The 16618-nt window shown below is 63.1% G+C and carries 18 protein-coding genes; 12 read left to right on the forward strand and 6 right to left on the reverse strand.

Annotation, left to right across the window (positions count from 1 at the left end):
* Positions 1–27 precede the first annotated feature (27 nt).
* Both zapE and SADO_RS02690 read left to right on the forward strand, forming a co-directional pair.
* Entirely contained in the window at positions 28–1125 is a 1098-nt protein-coding gene (gene zapE, locus SADO_RS02685) for a cell division protein ZapE (protein ID WP_353108990.1), read from the forward strand.
* A 133-nt stretch (positions 1126–1258) separates the two neighbouring features.
* Positions 1259–2194, forward strand: a complete 936-nt coding sequence (locus SADO_RS02690) for an alpha/beta fold hydrolase (RefSeq protein ID WP_353108992.1) — start codon at positions 1259–1261, stop codon at positions 2192–2194.
* A gap of 7 nt (positions 2195–2201) precedes the next feature.
* On the opposite strand, the gene SADO_RS02695 is transcribed toward SADO_RS02690, so the two are convergent.
* The 3 genes from SADO_RS02695 to SADO_RS02705 all read right to left on the reverse strand — a co-directional run bounded on the left by SADO_RS02695 (position 2202) and on the right by SADO_RS02705 (position 4210).
* Positions 2202–2648 (reverse strand): MaoC family dehydratase, encoded by a 447-nt coding sequence (locus tag SADO_RS02695; RefSeq protein WP_353108994.1) that lies wholly within the window; start codon positions 2646–2648, stop codon positions 2202–2204.
* A complete protein-coding gene (locus SADO_RS02700; protein ID WP_353108996.1) occupies positions 2645–3103 on the reverse strand; it encodes a MaoC family dehydratase in 459 nt (152 codons plus the stop codon). The genes SADO_RS02695 and SADO_RS02700 overlap by 4 nt, the downstream gene beginning before the upstream one ends.
* A gap of 84 nt (positions 3104–3187) precedes the next feature.
* Positions 3188–4210: an AraC family transcriptional regulator gene (locus SADO_RS02705; RefSeq protein ID WP_353108997.1), complete on the reverse strand. Its 1023-nt coding sequence runs from the start codon at positions 4208–4210 to the stop codon at positions 3188–3190.
* 145 nt (positions 4211–4355) lie between these two features.
* Between SADO_RS02705 and SADO_RS02710 the strand changes: the two genes are divergently transcribed.
* Genes SADO_RS02710 through SADO_RS02730 form a run of 5 tightly spaced genes read left to right on the forward strand, consistent with a single transcriptional unit; the run spans position 4356 to position 9013 of the window.
* Complete coding sequence (locus SADO_RS02710) at positions 4356–5654, forward strand: flavin-containing monooxygenase (protein WP_353108999.1); 1299 nt, start codon at positions 4356–4358, stop codon at positions 5652–5654.
* 6 nt (positions 5655–5660) lie between these two features.
* Positions 5661–6545, forward strand: coding sequence for a bile acid:sodium symporter family protein (locus SADO_RS02715; RefSeq protein ID WP_353109001.1), 885 nt, complete (start codon positions 5661–5663; stop codon positions 6543–6545).
* Positions 6538–7476 carry an SDR family oxidoreductase gene (locus SADO_RS02720; protein WP_353109002.1) on the forward strand — a complete coding sequence of 313 codons (939 nt, stop codon included), beginning with the start codon at positions 6538–6540 and terminating at the stop codon, positions 7474–7476. The genes SADO_RS02715 and SADO_RS02720 overlap by 8 nt, the downstream gene beginning before the upstream one ends.
* The gene (locus SADO_RS02725) at positions 7473–8270 is read left to right on the forward strand and encodes an SDR family oxidoreductase (RefSeq protein WP_353109004.1); all 798 of its coding nucleotides are present in this window, start codon (positions 7473–7475) and stop codon (positions 8268–8270) included. Before SADO_RS02720 ends, SADO_RS02725 begins: the two co-directional genes overlap by 4 nt.
* The gene (locus SADO_RS02730) at positions 8267–9013 is read left to right on the forward strand and encodes a sulfite exporter TauE/SafE family protein (RefSeq protein ID WP_353109006.1); all 747 of its coding nucleotides are present in this window, start codon (positions 8267–8269) and stop codon (positions 9011–9013) included. The genes SADO_RS02725 and SADO_RS02730 overlap by 4 nt, the downstream gene beginning before the upstream one ends.
* A 9-nt stretch (positions 9014–9022) precedes the next feature.
* Here SADO_RS02730 and SADO_RS02735 read toward each other — a convergent pair whose 3' ends face one another.
* Complete coding sequence (locus tag SADO_RS02735; RefSeq protein ID WP_353109008.1) at positions 9023–9802, reverse strand: pentapeptide repeat-containing protein; 780 nt, start codon at positions 9800–9802, stop codon at positions 9023–9025.
* 293 nt (positions 9803–10095) lie between these two features.
* Between SADO_RS02735 and SADO_RS02740 the strand changes: the two genes are divergently transcribed.
* Entirely contained in the window at positions 10096–11706 is a 1611-nt protein-coding gene (locus SADO_RS02740; protein ID WP_353109010.1) for a long-chain fatty acid--CoA ligase, read from the forward strand.
* A gap of 212 nt (positions 11707–11918) precedes the next feature.
* Here SADO_RS02740 and SADO_RS02745 read toward each other — a convergent pair whose 3' ends face one another.
* Both SADO_RS02745 and SADO_RS02750 read right to left on the reverse strand, forming a co-directional pair.
* On the reverse strand, positions 11919–12473 hold the full coding sequence (locus tag SADO_RS02745) for a nuclease-related domain-containing protein (RefSeq protein ID WP_353109011.1): 555 nt from the start codon (positions 12471–12473) through the stop codon (positions 11919–11921).
* 299 nt (positions 12474–12772) lie between these two features.
* Positions 12773–13657 carry a LysR family transcriptional regulator gene (locus tag SADO_RS02750; protein ID WP_353109012.1) on the reverse strand — a complete coding sequence of 295 codons (885 nt, stop codon included), beginning with the start codon at positions 13655–13657 and terminating at the stop codon, positions 12773–12775.
* Between the two features lie 109 nt (positions 13658–13766).
* Between SADO_RS02750 and SADO_RS02755 the strand changes: the two genes are divergently transcribed.
* The 4 genes from SADO_RS02755 to SADO_RS02770 all read left to right on the forward strand — a co-directional run bounded on the left by SADO_RS02755 (position 13767) and on the right by SADO_RS02770 (position 16584).
* Positions 13767–14069, forward strand: coding sequence for a DUF1330 domain-containing protein (locus tag SADO_RS02755; protein WP_353109014.1), 303 nt, complete (start codon positions 13767–13769; stop codon positions 14067–14069).
* A 108-nt stretch (positions 14070–14177) separates the two neighbouring features.
* Entirely contained in the window at positions 14178–14516 is a 339-nt protein-coding gene (locus SADO_RS02760) for a DUF1330 domain-containing protein (protein ID WP_353110067.1), read from the forward strand.
* A gap of 75 nt (positions 14517–14591) precedes the next feature.
* Complete coding sequence (locus tag SADO_RS02765) at positions 14592–15371, forward strand: CmcJ/NvfI family oxidoreductase (protein WP_353109016.1); 780 nt, start codon at positions 14592–14594, stop codon at positions 15369–15371.
* Between the two features lie 220 nt (positions 15372–15591).
* A complete protein-coding gene (locus SADO_RS02770; protein WP_353109018.1) occupies positions 15592–16584 on the forward strand; it encodes a zinc-dependent alcohol dehydrogenase family protein in 993 nt (330 codons plus the stop codon).
* Positions 16585–16618: the final 34 nt, after the last annotated feature.

The raw sequence follows: 16618 nt of genomic DNA on the forward strand, positions 1-16618 counted from the left end.
GTTTTCATTTAGACGACGAGAGTTTGCATGGCAGTGTCAGCCGACAGCGCCGCGGGGCCCCGCGCGCGCTACGACGCGGATCTCGCGCGCGACGACTTCGTACGCGATCCGGCACAGGAGAAAGCCGTCGACGCGCTCCAGGCGATTCACGACGAACTTCTGGCAAACCCCACGACCAAGAAAAGCCTGTTTGGAAAATCCAAACGTGAAGCGGTCAAGGGGCTGTATCTCTGGGGCGGCGTGGGTCGCGGCAAGACCTATCTGATGGATTGCTTCTACGAGAACCTGCCGTTCGAGGAAAAGTCGCGTCTGCATTTCCATCGCTTCATGCAGAAGGTGCATGAGGCGCGCAAGAAATACGCGAACAAGACCGACCCGCTCAAGCTCATCGCCAAGGAATGGGCCAGCGATCGCGTGCTGTGCTTCGACGAGTTCTTCGTCTCCGACGTGGCCGACGCCATGATCCTCGCGCGCCTGACCGAGGAGCTGTTCGAGCGCGGCGTGACGCTCGTGACCACCTCGAACGTGGATCCGAACGATCTCTACAAGGACGGCCTGCAGCGTGAACGCTTCAAGCCGGCGATCGAACGCATCAAGCAATACTGCACGGTGATGCATCTGGACGACGGCACGGATTACCGGCTCGATCGCATCGACGATGCCGCCACCTACCAGACGCCCACGGGTGACGACGCCGACGGTGTGCTCGCCGATCACTTCGACCGGCTCGCAACCGGCCGGCCGGTCGAGGGCGGCAACGTGAAGATCCTTGGGCGCAAGATTCCGGTGCGCCAGCGCGCGGACAGCGTCGTTTGGTTCGAGTTCGAGGACCTCTGCCGCGGCAATCGCTCGGCCAACGATTACATCGAAATGGCGCGCGAGTACTCGACCATCATGGTCTCCAACGTGCCGGTCTTCGACGACGACGAGAACAACGCCGCGCGCCGTTTTATCAACGCCGTCGACGAGTTCTACGACCGGCGCGTGAACCTGTTCTGCACGGCCGAAGCCGCACCCGACGATCTCTATCAGGGTACGCACCTGGAGTTCGAGTTCGAGCGTACCGCCAGCCGCCTGCAGGAGATGAGCTCGAACGAATATCTCGGCGAGTCCCACCGCGCCTGACGCCTTGGCGTGCGCAAGGCACGCAACCCGCTGCGCCTGATCATCGTAATATCAGGACCTCAAGCGTCAGGGGGTCGAGATGGCAGGCTTCGACTCGAATCGCGGTCGTGGAGGCCGCCATGTTTGCGCAGCCGTGTGGCTAGCCGCCGGATGGGTTCTGCTCTGGGCGATCAGCGCGGACGCGATCGAACACGTTCGGTTCGTGGATACCGACGCCGGCCGTGTGCAACTCACGTGCAGCGGCCCGGCCGCCGACCCGGGCGAGCCTACGGTGATACTCGATTCCGGACTCGGCGACAGCGCTCTGGTCTGGTCGCGCCTGCAGCCGATGATCGCCGAGAGTCTGCCCGTGTGCAGCTACGATCGACCCGGCTACGGCGAAAGCGACGCCGCGCTGCCACCCCGCACCAGTGCCGTGATTGTTCATGAGCTGCACGACCTGCTCGAGCGCGCCGGCATTGCCCCGCCCTACCTGCTCGTCGGCCATTCCTTCGGCGGCTGGAACATGCAGCTGTTCGCCGCACGTTTTTCGCAGGACACGGCCGGACTGGTGCTGGTCGACAGCAGCCAGGTGAACCAGATTGCGCGCTACGAGACCGAGCTGGGCGTGCGCATCGCGCCCACCGGCGTATTTCATATCTCGATCAACAGCCATGTGCCACCCAATCTGGCGCCGGCCGAAGCGGCGCAGGCCCGCGCACTCAGCCACGATCCGGTGACCTGGCGTACCGCGCATCACGAACTGGCGGGCTTTCGTGAAAGCGAACATCAGGTGGCCATCGCGCCGCCGCTGCCGGATATCCCGATCGTGGTCGTCAGTCGCGGCGCGCGCATCGGCACCTCGGCCGACTACCCGCCCGCCAGCGAACGGCTATGGCGACGACTGCAGCAGGAGTATGTCGACGCCCATCCGGGCACCGTGCATTTCATCGCCCGCGACAGTGGTCACTATATTCAGCTGGAACAACCGGCACTGGTCGCGCGGGCCGTATGCCTGGTAGCCGAACGCGCCGGCACGTTCACGCCCGGCTGCAGCCTGCGGCTCGACCCGATGAGCGCCGGTCGCTGACGCGGAGTCAGTCGGGCTCGCGGCGCGCCATCATCGAAGTGGATACGAAACTCATCACCACGACCTCGTCCTGATTGCGTGTCTCGACTTCAAACTGCACCAACCCCATCTCCGGGCGAGACTTCGACAGCCGTTTGTCGGCGACCGTCACCCGCGCGGTCAGCGCATCGTCCGGATACACCGGCCGGCGCCAGCGCAGATTCTCGAAACCAGGCGAACCGAGACTGGCCAACGGTTCGTCGCGGCCGGTCATCATCAGACGCATGGTCAGTGCCGCGGTATGCCAGCCCGACGCCGCCAAGGTGCCGAAATAGGTGTTCGCCGCACCCGCGTCGCTCAGGTGAAACGGCTGCGGGTCGTAGCGGCTCGCGAAGGCAACCATCTCGTCCGCACTCGCGCTGGTCGGCCCGAGATCGACGCTGTCGCCGATGTTGAGATCCTCGTAGTGGATCATGCCGGGGCTCCTTCGCTGTCGCGACGCCGGAACAGGCCGTTGGAAGCGATATCGCAAACCGGCTCGCCGTGCTGGTTGAGCACCTCGAAACGATTCTTGATCAGACCCATTTCCGGCCGGCTTTCCAGAACCCGCTTGGACAGCGCCTCCTGGCGCACCGACAGCGTATCGCCGGCATAGACCGGCTTGAGCCAGCGCACCGAATCCACCCCGGGCGATCCCATCGAAGCAGCGTCCAGCAACAGATGATCGACCAGCAGACGCATGAAGATCGAACAGGTGAGCAGCCCCGGCGCGGTCAACGCGCCGTAGGGGCTGTCCTTCGCGGCCTCGGGGTCGACATGAAACGGCAAGGGGTCGTAAGCCGTCGCGAATTCGATGATCTCGGCCTCGGTCACCTCGTAGGCGCCGTAGCTTTCCACCGTCCCCAGTTCGAAATCTTCCCAGTAGCGCATGCGCCTGTCCCGTGTTCGACAACAGCGCAGAACTATACCGCCAAGTATGGGTGAGCAAAGGCCAATCGAGAACGCAGCGCGGACTCAACCGCCGTCCACGCTCCCGATACGCGCTTCTTCCGTCGGCCGGCCCTGTTCGCGAAAACGCGCCGGGGTGACGCCGGTCCAGCGCTTGAAGGCGCGCGCCAGCGCGCTTTCGTCGGCAAAGCCGAGGCGCTGGGCGATATCGCCGATACGCTCGTTGTCACGCAGGGCGCGCTCGGCGAGCTGCCGACGCAGACCATCGTGGAGCTGCTTGAAACTCTCGCCTTCGGCGGCCAGCCGGCGCACCAGATGGCGCGCGCTGATGTTGAGTTCGCCCGCGACGCGCTCGCGCCCCCAGCTCGGATGAGCAGCCAGAATATGACCGATACGCGCAGCCAGCGAGCGGCTGCCCAAGGCGTCGAGTTCGTCGGTCGCCAATCGCTGCAGATGCCCGTACAGCGCCGGATTGGCCTGGCTGAGTGGCAACGCGAGATTGGCGGCATCGAAGGACAACGCATTGCTGGCGCCGCGAAACCGTACCGGCACGCCCAGCCGCTGTTCATAACGCGCGGGATCGGCCAGCGGCGCGTGGACGAAGGTCACCGCCGCCGGCCGGAAGGTCTCGCCCGTGGTCCAGCGGGTCAAGGCAAGCAGGCAACCCATGACGGCCTCGACGCGTTCGCTGCAGCGCGTGGCGTAGTGCGGTTCGTAGATGAGCGTGCACAGGTTATCGCCGCGGTGCAGGGCAAAGCTGCCGCCTTCACCGACGATCGGGTGGTATTCGAGCAGCGCATCAAGCGCCTCGCCGATGGTGTTGCTGCTCATAAGGAGCATGCCGGCGGTATCCAGATGCCCGACCTGAATCGACAGTCCGAGCTCTAGACCGATCAAGGGGTCGTCATCGTGGGCGCACAGATAACCCCAGAGCCGGTCCTGTGCAGCCAGCGCGACACGATCGCCGGCTTCCAGCTCCGCGACCAACGCTTGCGGCACCGCTATGTCCCGCCGTACTGCGGCCTGCAGCAGGGCGCGGGTAAAGCGCGGGGTGACCGTGGGTTCGATGCGGAAAGCGCGTGCAGACATGACGCTAGCAGCGAATACCCGCCGAGGCCGGCCGATCGCCCGGATGTCCCGAATAGACGGCGGGGCTGTCCCGAAATGCCATGTCGCTTGACTCCGCAGCGTTCTACAGTCGAGACCATAGCAAAACCGCCACAGATGCCTTTCGATGTATGCCGTTATTGGCGCCGGGCCCATGGGCCTGGCCAGCGCCCGCAACCTAGATCGCTACGACATCGACTTCGTCGGCTTCGAACTGCACGACGACGTCGGCGGGCTGTGGGATATCGACAACCCGCACAGCACGGTCTATGAAAGCGCGCACCTGATCTCGTCCAAGGGCATGACCGAGTTCAGCGAATTCCCCATGCCGGAGTCGATGGCGACCTACCCCACGCATCGGCAGCTCAAGCAGTATTTCCGCGACTACGCGCGCCATTTCGATCTCTACCGGCGCTATGAATTCGCCACCCGCGTCGTGTCGATCGAGCGGCATGCTGACGGCTGGCAGATCCTGACCGAACACGCCGGCAACCGTCAGTTTCGTGTTTTCGATGGCGTGCTCATCGCCAACGGCACGCTGCACGAACCCAACCGGCCCGATCTGCCGGGCGAGTTCGACGGCGCGCTACTGCACGCGAGCGATTATCGTTCGCCTGACATGTTCAAGGACAAGCGGGCGCTGATCGTCGGGTGCGGCAACTCCGCCTGCGATATTGCCGTCGATGCCGTGCATCACGCCAAGCGCGTCGATCTATCCGTACGCCGTGGCTATCATTTCCTGCCCAAGTTCATCGGCGGACGCCCGACCGACACGCTCGGCGGCAAGTTCAAGCTGCCGCGCGGGCTCAAGCAGCGGCTCGACGCCAAACTGATCCAGATGGTGGTCGGCAAGCCCAGCGACTACGGCCTGCCCGATCCGGACTACCGCATGTACGAATCACATCCGGTGATCAACTCACTGGTACTGCATCATCTCGGCCACGGCGATATCACCCCACGCCGCGATATCGCCGACATGCAGGGCCATACCGTGACCTTCACCGACGGCGAGCAGGCCGACTACGACCTGATTCTGCTGGCCACCGGCTACAAGCTGCACTACCCGTTCATCGACGCGCAGCATCTGAACTGGTCGTCTGGCGATGCGCCGAGCCTGTATCTCAACGTCTTCCATCCCGAGCACGACAACCTGTTCCTAATGGGCATGATCGAAGCGACCGGCCTGGGCTGGGAAGGCCGCAACCTGCAAGCACAGATGGTCGCGCTCTATATTCGCCAGCTCGCCGCCGACCAGTCCGGCGCGCGCGAGCTCCAGCAGCGCAAGAAAGCGCACGCGGCCGACCGTATCGACGGCGGCTATGCCTACCTGCCCCTGCCGCGCATGGCCTACTACGTGCACAAGGACAGCTACCTGAAGCAGGTGCGCGGCCATATCGCGGCGCTCGAAAAGAACACGGCGGCCTGACCGATCATGCAGTTCGATCCCGCCGCGCTGATCGTGCTCAACGCCATCCTGGCGTGCATGATGTTCGGCGTTGCCCTGTCGCTGAAGGTCGACGATTTCGCCCGTATCGTGCGCGATCCGCGCGCGCCGCTGGTCGGGCTGCTGGCCCAGTTCCTGCTGTTGCCCGCGGCCACCTGTCTGGTTACCTGGGCGTTCAACGTGGACCCGGAGCTGGCGCTGGGCATGATGCTGGTGGCGGCCTGCCCGGGCGGTACGTTTTCGAACATCATGACCTGGATCGGACGGGCGAACGTCGCCGCGTCGGTGAGCATGACCGCGGTCTCCAGCCTGGCCGCGACCGTGCTCACACCGTTCAACTTCGCCTTCTACGGCTGGCTGAATCCGCAGACCCGTGCGCTGGTCACCGAGATCGCGCTCGACCCGCTCAATATCCTCATGCTGGTCGCCGCGGTGCTCGCTCTGCCGCTGCTGCTGGGCATGCTCACCGCTCGGCATGCACCGCGTTTCGCCGAACGCGCCCAGAAGCCTCTGCGGCTGGCGTCGCTGTTCGTGCTGCTGGGCTTCGTGGCCATCGCATTTGCCCAGAACATGGACGTGTTTCTGGCCAACGCCGAGCGCATCGTCGCGCTCGTGGTTGGCCAGAACGCGCTGGCGCTGGGCCTGGGCGCGGCCGGCGGCTATGCCCTGCACCTTTCGCGTGGCGACCGGCGGGCAGTCACGATGGAGGTCGGCATCCAGAATTCGGGGCTCGGGCTGTCGATCCTGTTCACCTTCTTTCCGCAGGCCTCCGGCATGATCCTGATCGCGGCCTTCTGGGGGACCTGGCATCTGGTCTCCGGACTCACGCTCGCCCTGCTCTGGTCGCGCAGCGCGGACGAACGCCATGACTAATCGCATCCTGATCACCGGTGCCGCCGGCTATATAGGCCGCCAGTTGGCGCAGCGTTTGGCAGCCGACCACGATGTCGTGGGGCTGGATATCCGCGTGCCGGCCGACCCGCCGTGCCCGATCATCGAATGCGATATCCGTGACGCGCAGCTGGCCACGATCTGTCGCGAACGGGGCATCACCCAGATCGTGCATCTCGCCGCGGTACTGGAAGATTCCGGTGACCGCGCTCGTGACTACGATATCGACGTCAACGGCACCCGCAACGTGCTCGAGGCCTGTGTCTCGGCCGGCGTTCGCCAGCTGATCGTCACCAGTTCGGGCGCGGCTTACGGCTATCACGCCGACAACCCGGCCTGGCTGGACGAGAAAGACGCCCTGCGCGGCAATCCCGAGTTCGCCTATGCGGACCACAAGCGGGCGGTTGAGGCCCTGCTGGCCGAATACCGCGGCGCACGCCCCGAACTGTCCCAGCTGATATTCCGCCCGGGCACGGTGCTCGGCGCGCACACCGACAACCAGATCACGCGCCTGTTCAGCGGCCGACGGCTGCTCGCCATCACGGGTTCAGACTCGCCCTTCGTGTTCATCTGGGACGCGGACGTGGTCGATGCCATCCTGCGCGGCATCGCAACCGGCGCCCGCGGCATCTACAACATGGCCGGCGACGGCGCTTTGACCATCGACGAGATCGCGGCCCGGCTGGGCAAGCCGTTGCTGCGCGTGCCGGCCGCCGTGGTCAAGGCCGGGCTGTGGCTCGGCCACGCGTTGGGGCTGACCCGGCATCGCCCGAGCCAGATCGATTTCCTGCGCTACCGGCCGGTGCTGTCGAACCGACGGCTCAAGCAGGAATTCGGCTTCACCCCGGCCAAGACCAGCGCCGAAGTATTCGACTATTTCTTCGAACACGCCCGCCGGCGAGCCCAGCTGTGACACGCGTGCTGATCACCGGCGCCGCGTCGGGGCTGGGCTGGGCGCTGGCGCAACGGTTCTTCGCCGGCGGCGCCGACGTGATTCTGGTGGATATCGATCGGCAACGCTTGCTCGAGCGGGCCGCGGATCTCGCCGCGGCGGCACCCGAGCGGATCCACCACTACGCAGTGGATCTCACCGACGACAAGGCGGTGGCCGAACTCATCGCCGCTATCGAAGCCGACATCGGCGGGCTCGACGTGCTGATCAACAATGCCGGCATCACCCATCGCAGCCTCGCCTGCCAGACCGACATGGCCGTGCTGCGTCAGGTCATGGCAGTGGACTGGCAGGCGCCGGTGGCACTCACGCTCGCGCTCATGCCGCTGCTGCGTGCCAGCCGCGGCCAGATCATCAATATCGGTTCGATGGCCGGCTGGATGCCGGTTCTCGGGCGCGCCGGCTATTGCAGCGCCAAAGCCGCGCTCGGCCAGTTCTTCGAAACCCTGCGCGGCGAGATCGCGGCGGACGGCGTAAGTATCCTCATGGTCTACCCGAGCTTTCTGGATACCCCGATCGAGACCAACGCGCTCGGCGGCGACGGCCGGCCCGCTGCCCACAAGCGGTCGACCGTGGGCAGCATCCGCAGCGCCGGCTGGATGGCCGAGCGGATCGTGACCGCCGCCAAAAAACGAGAGCGCCGGCTTTTCCCCGATCGGCTGACCTGGTTCTCCAGCCTGCTCTGGCGGCTCGCGCCCGATCTCTATCAGCATCTGATGACGCGCAAGCTCGCGAGCGAACTGGAACCGCGATGACGCCCGAACTGCTCGCCACGCCGTGGCTGCTGCTCGGCGTATTCATCCTGCTCGCCTACGCCGTGGAGGCCATGACCGGCTTCGGCAGCATCGTGATCTCGCTGTCGCTGGGCGCGTTGCTGCTGCCGATACCGGCGCTGCTACCGGTACTCGTACCGCTGAATATCGTCATGACCGGTTATCTGGCGCTGAAGTACCGCCAGCATATCGATCTACCAACGCTGCTGCGCGTGGTGCTGCCGTTGATGGCGTTGGGCACGTTGGCCGGCTACGCACTGCGGCCCTGGCTGGACGAAGACCTGCTCAAGCATCTGTTCGGCCTGCTGGTCGTCTGGTTTGCGGCACGTGCGCTCTGGGCAAGCCTGAACTCAAAACATGCGCCCGCGCGCCCAACATGGTGGACGCGGTTCTGGACGTTTGTCGCCGGTATCACCCACGGATTGTTCGCCTCGGGCGGACCGCTACTCGTCTATGCGCTCGCTGGTGTCGATCTGGACAAGGCACGGTTTCGCGCCACTCTGGTGGTGGTGTGGTTCACGCTCAACGCCGCACTTACGCTCGCCTTCGCGCTCGACGGCAGCCTGGGCCCGGCGCTTGGCCATATCGCGCTCTACCTGCCGCTACTGGTGCTCGGCGTATTCGTTGGCGAACGGTTGCACGATCGCATCGACGAGCTGCGCTTTCGTCGAGTGGTCTATGTCGTTTTGCTGGTTGCCGGGCTGGCGCTGGCCTGGCCGCGTTAGAACGCGGCGCTAGCCCGCGTTCTCGACGCTCATCCCGGTGGCGCTGTCCATGCCTTCAGCGTCGGTCAGGATCGCATCGGAAAAGTCCGCGCCGGTCGCATCCGCCCCGGTAAAGTTCGCCCCGCTCAGGTCCGCGCCGTTGAACTCGGCGCTGCGGATATCGGCATCGCTGAAGTCCGCGCCGGTCAGGTTGGCGAACCGAAACAACGCATGATTGAGCTTGGCGCCCGAAAAATCGGCCTCGGCCAGCTGGGCGCCTTCGGCTTCGAAGCGCATCAGGCCCATGGACTGGTTTTTCATGTCCGCGCCGAGGTTGGCTCCGCTGAAGTTCGCGCCATCACTATTGCCCTGCGACAGCTTGGCGATCACGCGTGCACCGCTGAAATCAGCGCCCGCGAATACCGGCGACTGCTCACGCGACGGTTCCAGACCCCGCGCCACCACCGGCCCGAACAGATGAATGTCCTGCATATTCGCGTTGGCGAAGTTCGCACCGATCAGCCAGGCGCCATCGAGATTCGCACCCAGAAGATTGGCCCCTTCGAGGTTCGTGTTTTCCAGCCGCGCATTGCTCAGATTGGCGCCCGCGAGATTGACACCCGACAGATCCATGCCGGACAGATCCAGCCGGCTCAGGTCGTGGCCGGAAAAGTCTGCCGGCTGTTCAGGCGTGGCGGCATCCAGCTCGGCCTGCATCTCGTCGACATTCAACTCACCGGCCATCACGCCGCCGGCGTGGCCTACGGCCAGAGCGGTGGAAAACAGTAGAGACAACAGTTGTTTCTTCATGACGTACTTCCTCCGTCAGTTCGGCGCCGAAGCGCGATATGCGCGCTACCGCCGCCCGGCACACAGACTACGCCGTCAGCCATATGGCAACTGAATATCGCCGCCGGTTCCGCATTCACCCTGTCGAAACGGCATTCTGACGGCCTTTTGTAACGATGATTACCGCTTTTGGCGTGCACCGGTTATAGGTATAGACCAACGAATATGGACGATCGATCAACGCCAATGCGATGCTCGGTGGCGGTGACAAGAACAAATCGTTACACCGTTAAACACTGACAAGAGGAGATCTCATGCAATCCACGATGATGGACCGACCGCTGCTGCTCGACGACATTCTTGAGCGCGCGGGGGCTCAGTTCGGCGACGTCGAAATCGTCACCCACATGCCGGACAAGTCGCTGCACCGGCAGACCTATGCGGATATGGTCCGGCGCGCCAAGCAATTGGCCCAGGCGCTGACCCAGGCCGGCATCAAGCACGGCGACCGGGTTGCAACCTTTTCCTGGAATACGCACGCCCATCTGGAAGCCTATTTCGGCATTCCGATTACCGGCGCGGTACTGCATACGCTCAACCTGCGCCTGCCGCCGGACGACGTGGCATGGATCGTCAATCACGCCGAAGACCGCATTCTGATCATCGACGACGTACTGCTACCGCTGTACGAGAAGTTCGCCGACAAGGTGAACTTCGAGAAGATCATCGTCGTGCCGCTGGCCGGCAAGCCGGTGCCCGACGGCATGGAGAGCTACGAGGATTTCCTGGCCTCGGCCGAAGGCGAATTCGTCTACCCCGAAAAAGACGAACGCGACGCCTGTGGCATGTGCTACACCTCCGGCACCACCGGCAAGCCCAAGGGCGTGGTCTATTCGCACCGTTCGAGCGTGCTGCACGCCATGGCCGCAGCCACGCCGGACACGCTGAATCTGTCCTATAACGACGTGATCCTGCCCGTCGTGCCGATGTTCCACGTCAACGCCTGGGGCCTGCCCTATGTATCGACGATGACCGGCGCCAAGCAGGTCTACCCGGGTCCGCATATGGATCCGGAAAGCCTGCTCAACGTCTACGAGGGCGAAAAGGTCAACGTCACCGCCGGCGTGCCGACGATCTGGATGGGCATCCTCAACGCATTGGACGCCGAACCTAATCGCTGGAAGCTGGTCGATGGCATGAGCATGACGGTCGGCGGCTCTGCGGTGCCCGAGTCGATGATTCGCCGTTTCGACAAGTACGGCTGCAAGATCGTGCAGGCCTGGGGCATGACCGAGACCTCACCGCTGGCCTCAGCCGCGCGCCTGAAGCCGGCGATCCAGAAGATGTCGGAGGACGAGCAATACGCCCGCCGCGCGACCGCCGGCATGCCGGTGCCCTTCGTGGATACCCGCATCATGGGTGATGACGGCCAATCCCTGCCCTGGAACGGCAAGGACATGGGCGAAATCCAGGTCCGCGGGCCGTGGATCACCGGCAGTTACTACCGTCTCGAGAATAGCGAAGAGAAATTCACTGCTGATGGCTGGCTGCGCACGGGCGACATCGCCACCATCGACACCGACGGATATATCACGATCACCGACCGCACCAAGGACGTGATCAAGTCCGGCGGCGAATGGATCTCCTCCGTGCAGCTCGAAAACGAGATCATGGGCCACGATGACGTCGCCGAAGCCGCGGTTGTCGCCCAGGCGGACGAGAAATGGGGCGAACGCCCTCTCGCCGCCGTCGTTCTGCGCGAAGGCCGAGAGCTTTCCGCCGAGGATCTCGCGGCCTACCTGCGTGAGCGCATGGAGAAATGGATGGTGCCGGACAACTACGTGTTCGTGGACGAGATCCCGCGCACGTCGACCGGCAAGTTCAGCAAGCTTGACCTGCGCAAGAAGCTGTTCGACAACGCCTAGCGTTTTAAGCGACGCGTACAAGCCCGGTCTGCCTCACGGCGGCCGGGCTTTTTCGTGCCTGCTGCCGATTGGGTAACCGTCTCAGCGCAGCCCGGTTAATTGTTGGCTCGCAGCGAAAAATTCACACGCGCGTGGGGACGCCTGGCCACGCCAACGACGCATTCGAGTCCCCGACTGAACGACAACAGGCCTTCCGCACGCAATACGGGGGCTCAGGCAGCCAGGCGTACCGGCTCGGCCGTGCCCGCCGACAACTGCGACACGATCTGCTGTGTGCGCCGACTGGAAAACACCTCGACCCTAAAACTGCGGATATAGTCGACCAGCCCGCGATCGCTCACGAGATGAGGCGGCCGATCTTCGGGCAAAGCGCCGGCATCGGCGATCAGCAACACCGGACTGACAAAGCTGACGTTTTCCTCGATTACATCGGCAATCTGGCGAGCCTGCTCGATGCAGTGATGCATCGGGTCGTCATAGCAGCTGACGACGGACCGACCGCACTCGAACCAATGGGCAGAACCCGATTCCTGTGGCTGCCGGGCATCCAGTGTCTCTACAATGAACAGTCCCCGCGTGCTGACGACGACCAGCCCGACGTGGATCGCAGTACCGGGCGTCTGGATGACGAGATTGCGCAGCACGATGTAGCGCCGGGAACGCAACATCCACCACCAGGCAAACAGCGCGCGCACGCGAGACAGACGCCGGTACGCCGCCGCGCAATCGCGATAGAGGGTCAGACCGAACGAAATCAGCGCTTTCACGGCAAATACTGAAGCTGATGGACGACGCTCGGCGAGCGCCGAGTAGCTTTGTCGCCGGTATATTACGGCTAACGCAAGCCATTCTGAATAGGCTGGAAGATTAAATTTTTGTGGCTGTTTCAGCTCATGGCCGTGCCCGCGTCCCGGACTCGAGAAAATCGATAAACGCCCGACGATTCTGTCGCCCCGTCACGCACCCGATACGCCGTCCAGGGACCGCGCTCGTGGCGAATTCGAGAGGATGCATCCATAGACCTCATCAGAATCACCGTCGAGCGAAAGGCAACTCTCGCAGGGATCTAGCGCTCCCACGGGGGGACCGGCGCGAACTGCTCGACGAGGAAATCGATCATCGCGCGAACCTTCGGTGCGACGATCCGATTCCTCGGATACAGCGCCGAGATCGACGACGTCGTGATCAACGGGTAGTCCGGCAGTACCTGGACGAGCCGGCCTGAGCGCAAGCTCTCGTAGGCATTCCAGACCGATTTTACCCCTACACACAGGCCATTTTCGATCATGTTGCGCATGGCCTCGCCGTCGTTGACGACGAACGACCGCGGCACGCGGATCGACTGGCCGTTCACGAATTTCCACTGCCCGCCGCCAGGAAAGGTGATGCAGCGGTGTTCGATCAGCTCTTCCGGCGTGACGGGCGTGCCGTGCTGAACCAGATAGCCGGGCGATGCGACCAGCAGACGGCGATCAGGCGCGAGCTGTCTTACGGCCAGACTGCTATCCGCCAGCGGTGCATTCCGAATCACCAGGTCATAGGCACCCTCGACCACGTCGAGTACCTCGTCGGATAGCCGCAAGTCGAGACTGACGCGCGGATGGCGATCTTGAAACGCAGCTAGAGCCGGAACGATATGCATGCGGCCAAAGGAGCCGGGCATCGTCATGCGCAACAGACCCTGTGCTTCTTCGCCCTTCCCGCTGACGGCGCCGAGGCCTGCCTCGATCGTCTCGATGGTGTGCTGCGCATAAGGCAGGAACGCAGCACCGTCCGTCGTCAACGACACCGCGCGTGTCGTGCGGTTGAACAGGCGGGCCCCCACCGTCTCTTCGAGCTTGGCGAGTCGCGCGCTCGCAGTCGCGGGCGATAGCGACAGGTCCCGCGCCGCCGCCGACACACCGCTTAGATGGGCAACTCGCAGAAACAGGCGAAGAGACAGGATATCCATTTATCAAAAATGTCCGAATTATAAAAACGCCACAAGCCTGATTATCTTTCATTGGGATAAGGATAGTCTTCGATGCATCAGGGGGATTCGCCCTCTCGGGAGATGCGCCATGACCTACTACTCCGTTCTGGAAGTCACGCCCACCAACGAGGACTGGATTCCGGACTATATCGAGCCGGCGAACGAACTCGTCGCCAGGCACGGCGGCCAGTACCTGGCCCGGACCGAAAGCCACGAACGCCTGGAAGGCAGCGGCGAAGACGCTGCCCTTCGCATCATCATCGAATGGCCTTCGAAGTCGGCCGCCCAGGCCTTCATGAACGATCCCGGTTATGTGCCCCACCGCGAGGCCCGGACCGCCGGATCGATCAGCCACCATTTTCTTATCGAAGCCAAGGACGACCTCGCCTGATCGCGCGTGACGCCGTGCCGTGTCGCCCACAGCGAGACCATCGATCGAGAAATATTCAAGCAAGGGAACGCAACAATGAAAAAGTTATTACTCGCATCCGTTTTCGGCATGGTCGTTTCCTCGGCGTCTGCCCAGGAACAAACGACCTACTATTCGATCCTCGCCGTCACGCCCATCACCGATGAATGGGTTGCCGATTACATCCCCGTCGTAAATCAGCGCGTCGCCGCGCATGGCGGAAAATTTCTTGCACGCACCTCGAACCACGAGCGTCTCGAAGGAAACCGCGAAGACGCAGCGCTGCAGATCATCATCGAGTGGCCATCCGAAGAAGCCGCGAAGGCTTTTGTGAGTGATGAAGAGTACAGGCCACATCTCCAGGCACGGACCGAAGGTTCCGTAAGCCACCACGTGCTTATCAAAGGCGAAGACGCATTAGCGGATTAAGCCGAGCGGCCCCGAAAACGGCTACACCGGCGGTTCGTCGGTGCGGCCCCGTTACGAGATGGAGAGAAACAACCTATGCAAGCCACAGCAACGGTCAACTACCATATAGCCAGCCCCGAGCAGCAGGCGTTTCATATCGACGCCGGCGGCGTAGTGGGCAACCTTATCTCGCCCGAACTCGTGCCGACCAAGATCCTGGTTACGGACGCGCGCGAAGACTTGGAGCCGGTCAGTTTTGCTGCGGACAGCGTGTCCTTCGTTAAAAGCGTCTCGGCTGTCAAAAAATTCGATGTAACAATCGATTGGGAAAAAGCATACAACAGCGAGCTCACGGACCTGCTAGCCGAACGAGCCGGCGCGCGGGAAGTCGTCATTTTCGACCACACCGTTCGAGTCAACGATCCGGACGCCACGCGCAAGCCGGCTCGTAACGTCCATAGCGACTACAGCCCGGAAGGGGCCCACCGCCGACTGAGAGACTTACTCGGTGATGAAAAAGCCAAGACTTGGGAAGCTGGGCATTTCAGCTTCGTCAATGTATGGCGCCCGGTCGGCAATCCGATCACGAACGCTCCGCTCGGCTTCGTGCGCCCGCGCTCGGTCGCCGAAAAGGACTGGCTCACGATCAAGCTGATCTATCCCGACCGGGTGGGTTCTATCCTGGGCCTGGTCGCAAACAACGCCCATGAATGGGTGTATCTGTCGGACATGACGCCCGATGAAGTGGCGTTCTTCAACATCTACGACAACCAGGGCAAGCCCTCGATTGCACACAGTGCGCTCGACATGGTGTGCGACCACAGCGCTGAAATACCGAGAAAGAGCATCGAAAGCCGAGCGCTCGTCAGGTACTGAGGCTGCCTGATTCTGAATGATCTCGACGATCCGAAACTCGAAGCGATCCATCGAACCCGTAACAGGATGTTTCGCCCGCACCTATTGAACCGCTAACCCGGTGGGCGAGCAGGCCTGCGACCGGCTCGACCTCCATCTCACACCCCAATCACGCTCAACGCCCGCGCTACGCCCGATATCGCCGAACCACGGTTCGAGTGCAGCGCTAAGGAGATATCCGATGAAAGCAATGACTCTTTATGAATACGGCGAACACGCCCAGTTCCAGGCCGCTGAAGTTCCCGAGCCTGCGGTAACGGCCGGGCACGTGCTGATACGCATCGCCGCAACCAGTGTGAACACGGTCGATACGATGATTCGCCAGCTGGGCCAGGACAATCTGCCGCTCGCGCCGGATCTGCCCGCGGTTCTGGGCATGGATTTCGCCGGTACGGTCGAAGCCGTAGGCGAAGGCGTGACGGCGTTCGCGCCGGGCGATGAGGTCTACGGCTGTGCCGGTGGGCTCGCGGATCTGCGCGGCGCGCTCGCAGAGTACATGCGGGCCGACGCGGCCTTGATCGCGCACAAGCCCCGGAGCCTGTCCATGCGCGATGCAGCAGCACTGCCGCTGGTAGGCATCACCGCCTATGAAGGCTTGAAGCGAGCCAATATCCAGGACGGCCAGAAAGTGCTCGTCCACGGCGGCGCGGGCGGCGTCGGCCATGTCGCCCTGCAACTGGCCCAGCATTTCGGCGCCGAGGTTTATGCCACCGGCACGGGCGACGACAAGCTCCGCGTGATCGAGAACTACGGCGTGCCCGCCATCGACTATAAATCCGAGGCCGTCGCGGACTATGTCGAAAAATACACCCAAGGCGCGGGCTTCGACGTGGTTTTCGACTCGGTGGGCGGCGCCAACCTGACGAACTCTTTCGAAGCGGCGGCGTTGAACGGCCACGTGGCCACGACGGTCTCCATGGCAGAACTGGATCTTACGCCCGCACACTTCAAAGGCTTGTCGCTGCACGTCGTATTCATGCTGATCCCGATGCTGCACAACCACCGGCGCGAAGCGCACGGCACGATCCTGAACCAGCTCAGCGAGATCGTGGACGCCGGCGCTCTCAAGCCACTCTTGGATGAACAGCGATTCAATCTCGAAGAAGTCGGCCAGGCCTACGATCGGCTGACGGGAGGACAATCCATCGGCAAGGTAGTTATTGATATCCGTTGATTACAAAACAACCGCACTGACGGCTTACTGGAGC

The sequence above is a fragment of the Salinisphaera dokdonensis CL-ES53 genome (genome assembly GCF_040361215.1).
In the GTDB taxonomy this organism is placed as follows: domain Bacteria; phylum Pseudomonadota; class Gammaproteobacteria; order Nevskiales; family Salinisphaeraceae; genus Salinisphaera; species Salinisphaera dokdonensis.

Excerpts from the sequence above, each read along its gene's own strand:
- SADO_RS02705 (WP_353108997.1), bottom strand. The coding sequence starts at position 4,210 with ATGTCTGCACGCGCTTTCCGCATCGAACCCACGGTCACCCCGCGCTTT.
- SADO_RS02735 (WP_353109008.1), bottom strand. The coding sequence starts at position 9,802 with ATGAAGAAACAACTGTTGTCTCTACTGTTTTCCACCGCTCTGGCCGTA.
- zapE (WP_353108990.1), top strand. The coding sequence starts at position 28 with ATGGCAGTGTCAGCCGACAGCGCCGCGGGGCCCCGCGCGCGCTACGAC.
- SADO_RS02695 (WP_353108994.1), bottom strand. The coding sequence starts at position 2,648 with ATGATCCACTACGAGGATCTCAACATCGGCGACAGCGTCGATCTCGGG.
- SADO_RS02765 (WP_353109016.1), top strand. The coding sequence starts at position 14,592 with ATGCAAGCCACAGCAACGGTCAACTACCATATAGCCAGCCCCGAGCAG.
- SADO_RS02760 (WP_353110067.1), top strand. The coding sequence starts at position 14,178 with ATGGTCGTTTCCTCGGCGTCTGCCCAGGAACAAACGACCTACTATTCG.
- SADO_RS02740 (WP_353109010.1), top strand. The coding sequence starts at position 10,096 with ATGCAATCCACGATGATGGACCGACCGCTGCTGCTCGACGACATTCTT.
- SADO_RS02710 (WP_353108999.1), top strand. The coding sequence starts at position 4,356 with ATGTATGCCGTTATTGGCGCCGGGCCCATGGGCCTGGCCAGCGCCCGC.
- SADO_RS02750 (WP_353109012.1), bottom strand. The coding sequence starts at position 13,657 with ATGGATATCCTGTCTCTTCGCCTGTTTCTGCGAGTTGCCCATCTAAGC.
- SADO_RS02720 (WP_353109002.1), top strand. The coding sequence starts at position 6,538 with ATGACTAATCGCATCCTGATCACCGGTGCCGCCGGCTATATAGGCCGC.
- SADO_RS02730 (WP_353109006.1), top strand. The coding sequence starts at position 8,267 with ATGACGCCCGAACTGCTCGCCACGCCGTGGCTGCTGCTCGGCGTATTC.
- SADO_RS02770 (WP_353109018.1), top strand. The coding sequence starts at position 15,592 with ATGAAAGCAATGACTCTTTATGAATACGGCGAACACGCCCAGTTCCAG.
- SADO_RS02715 (WP_353109001.1), top strand. The coding sequence starts at position 5,661 with ATGCAGTTCGATCCCGCCGCGCTGATCGTGCTCAACGCCATCCTGGCG.
- SADO_RS02700 (WP_353108996.1), bottom strand. The coding sequence starts at position 3,103 with ATGCGCTACTGGGAAGATTTCGAACTGGGGACGGTGGAAAGCTACGGC.
- SADO_RS02755 (WP_353109014.1), top strand. The coding sequence starts at position 13,767 with ATGACCTACTACTCCGTTCTGGAAGTCACGCCCACCAACGAGGACTGG.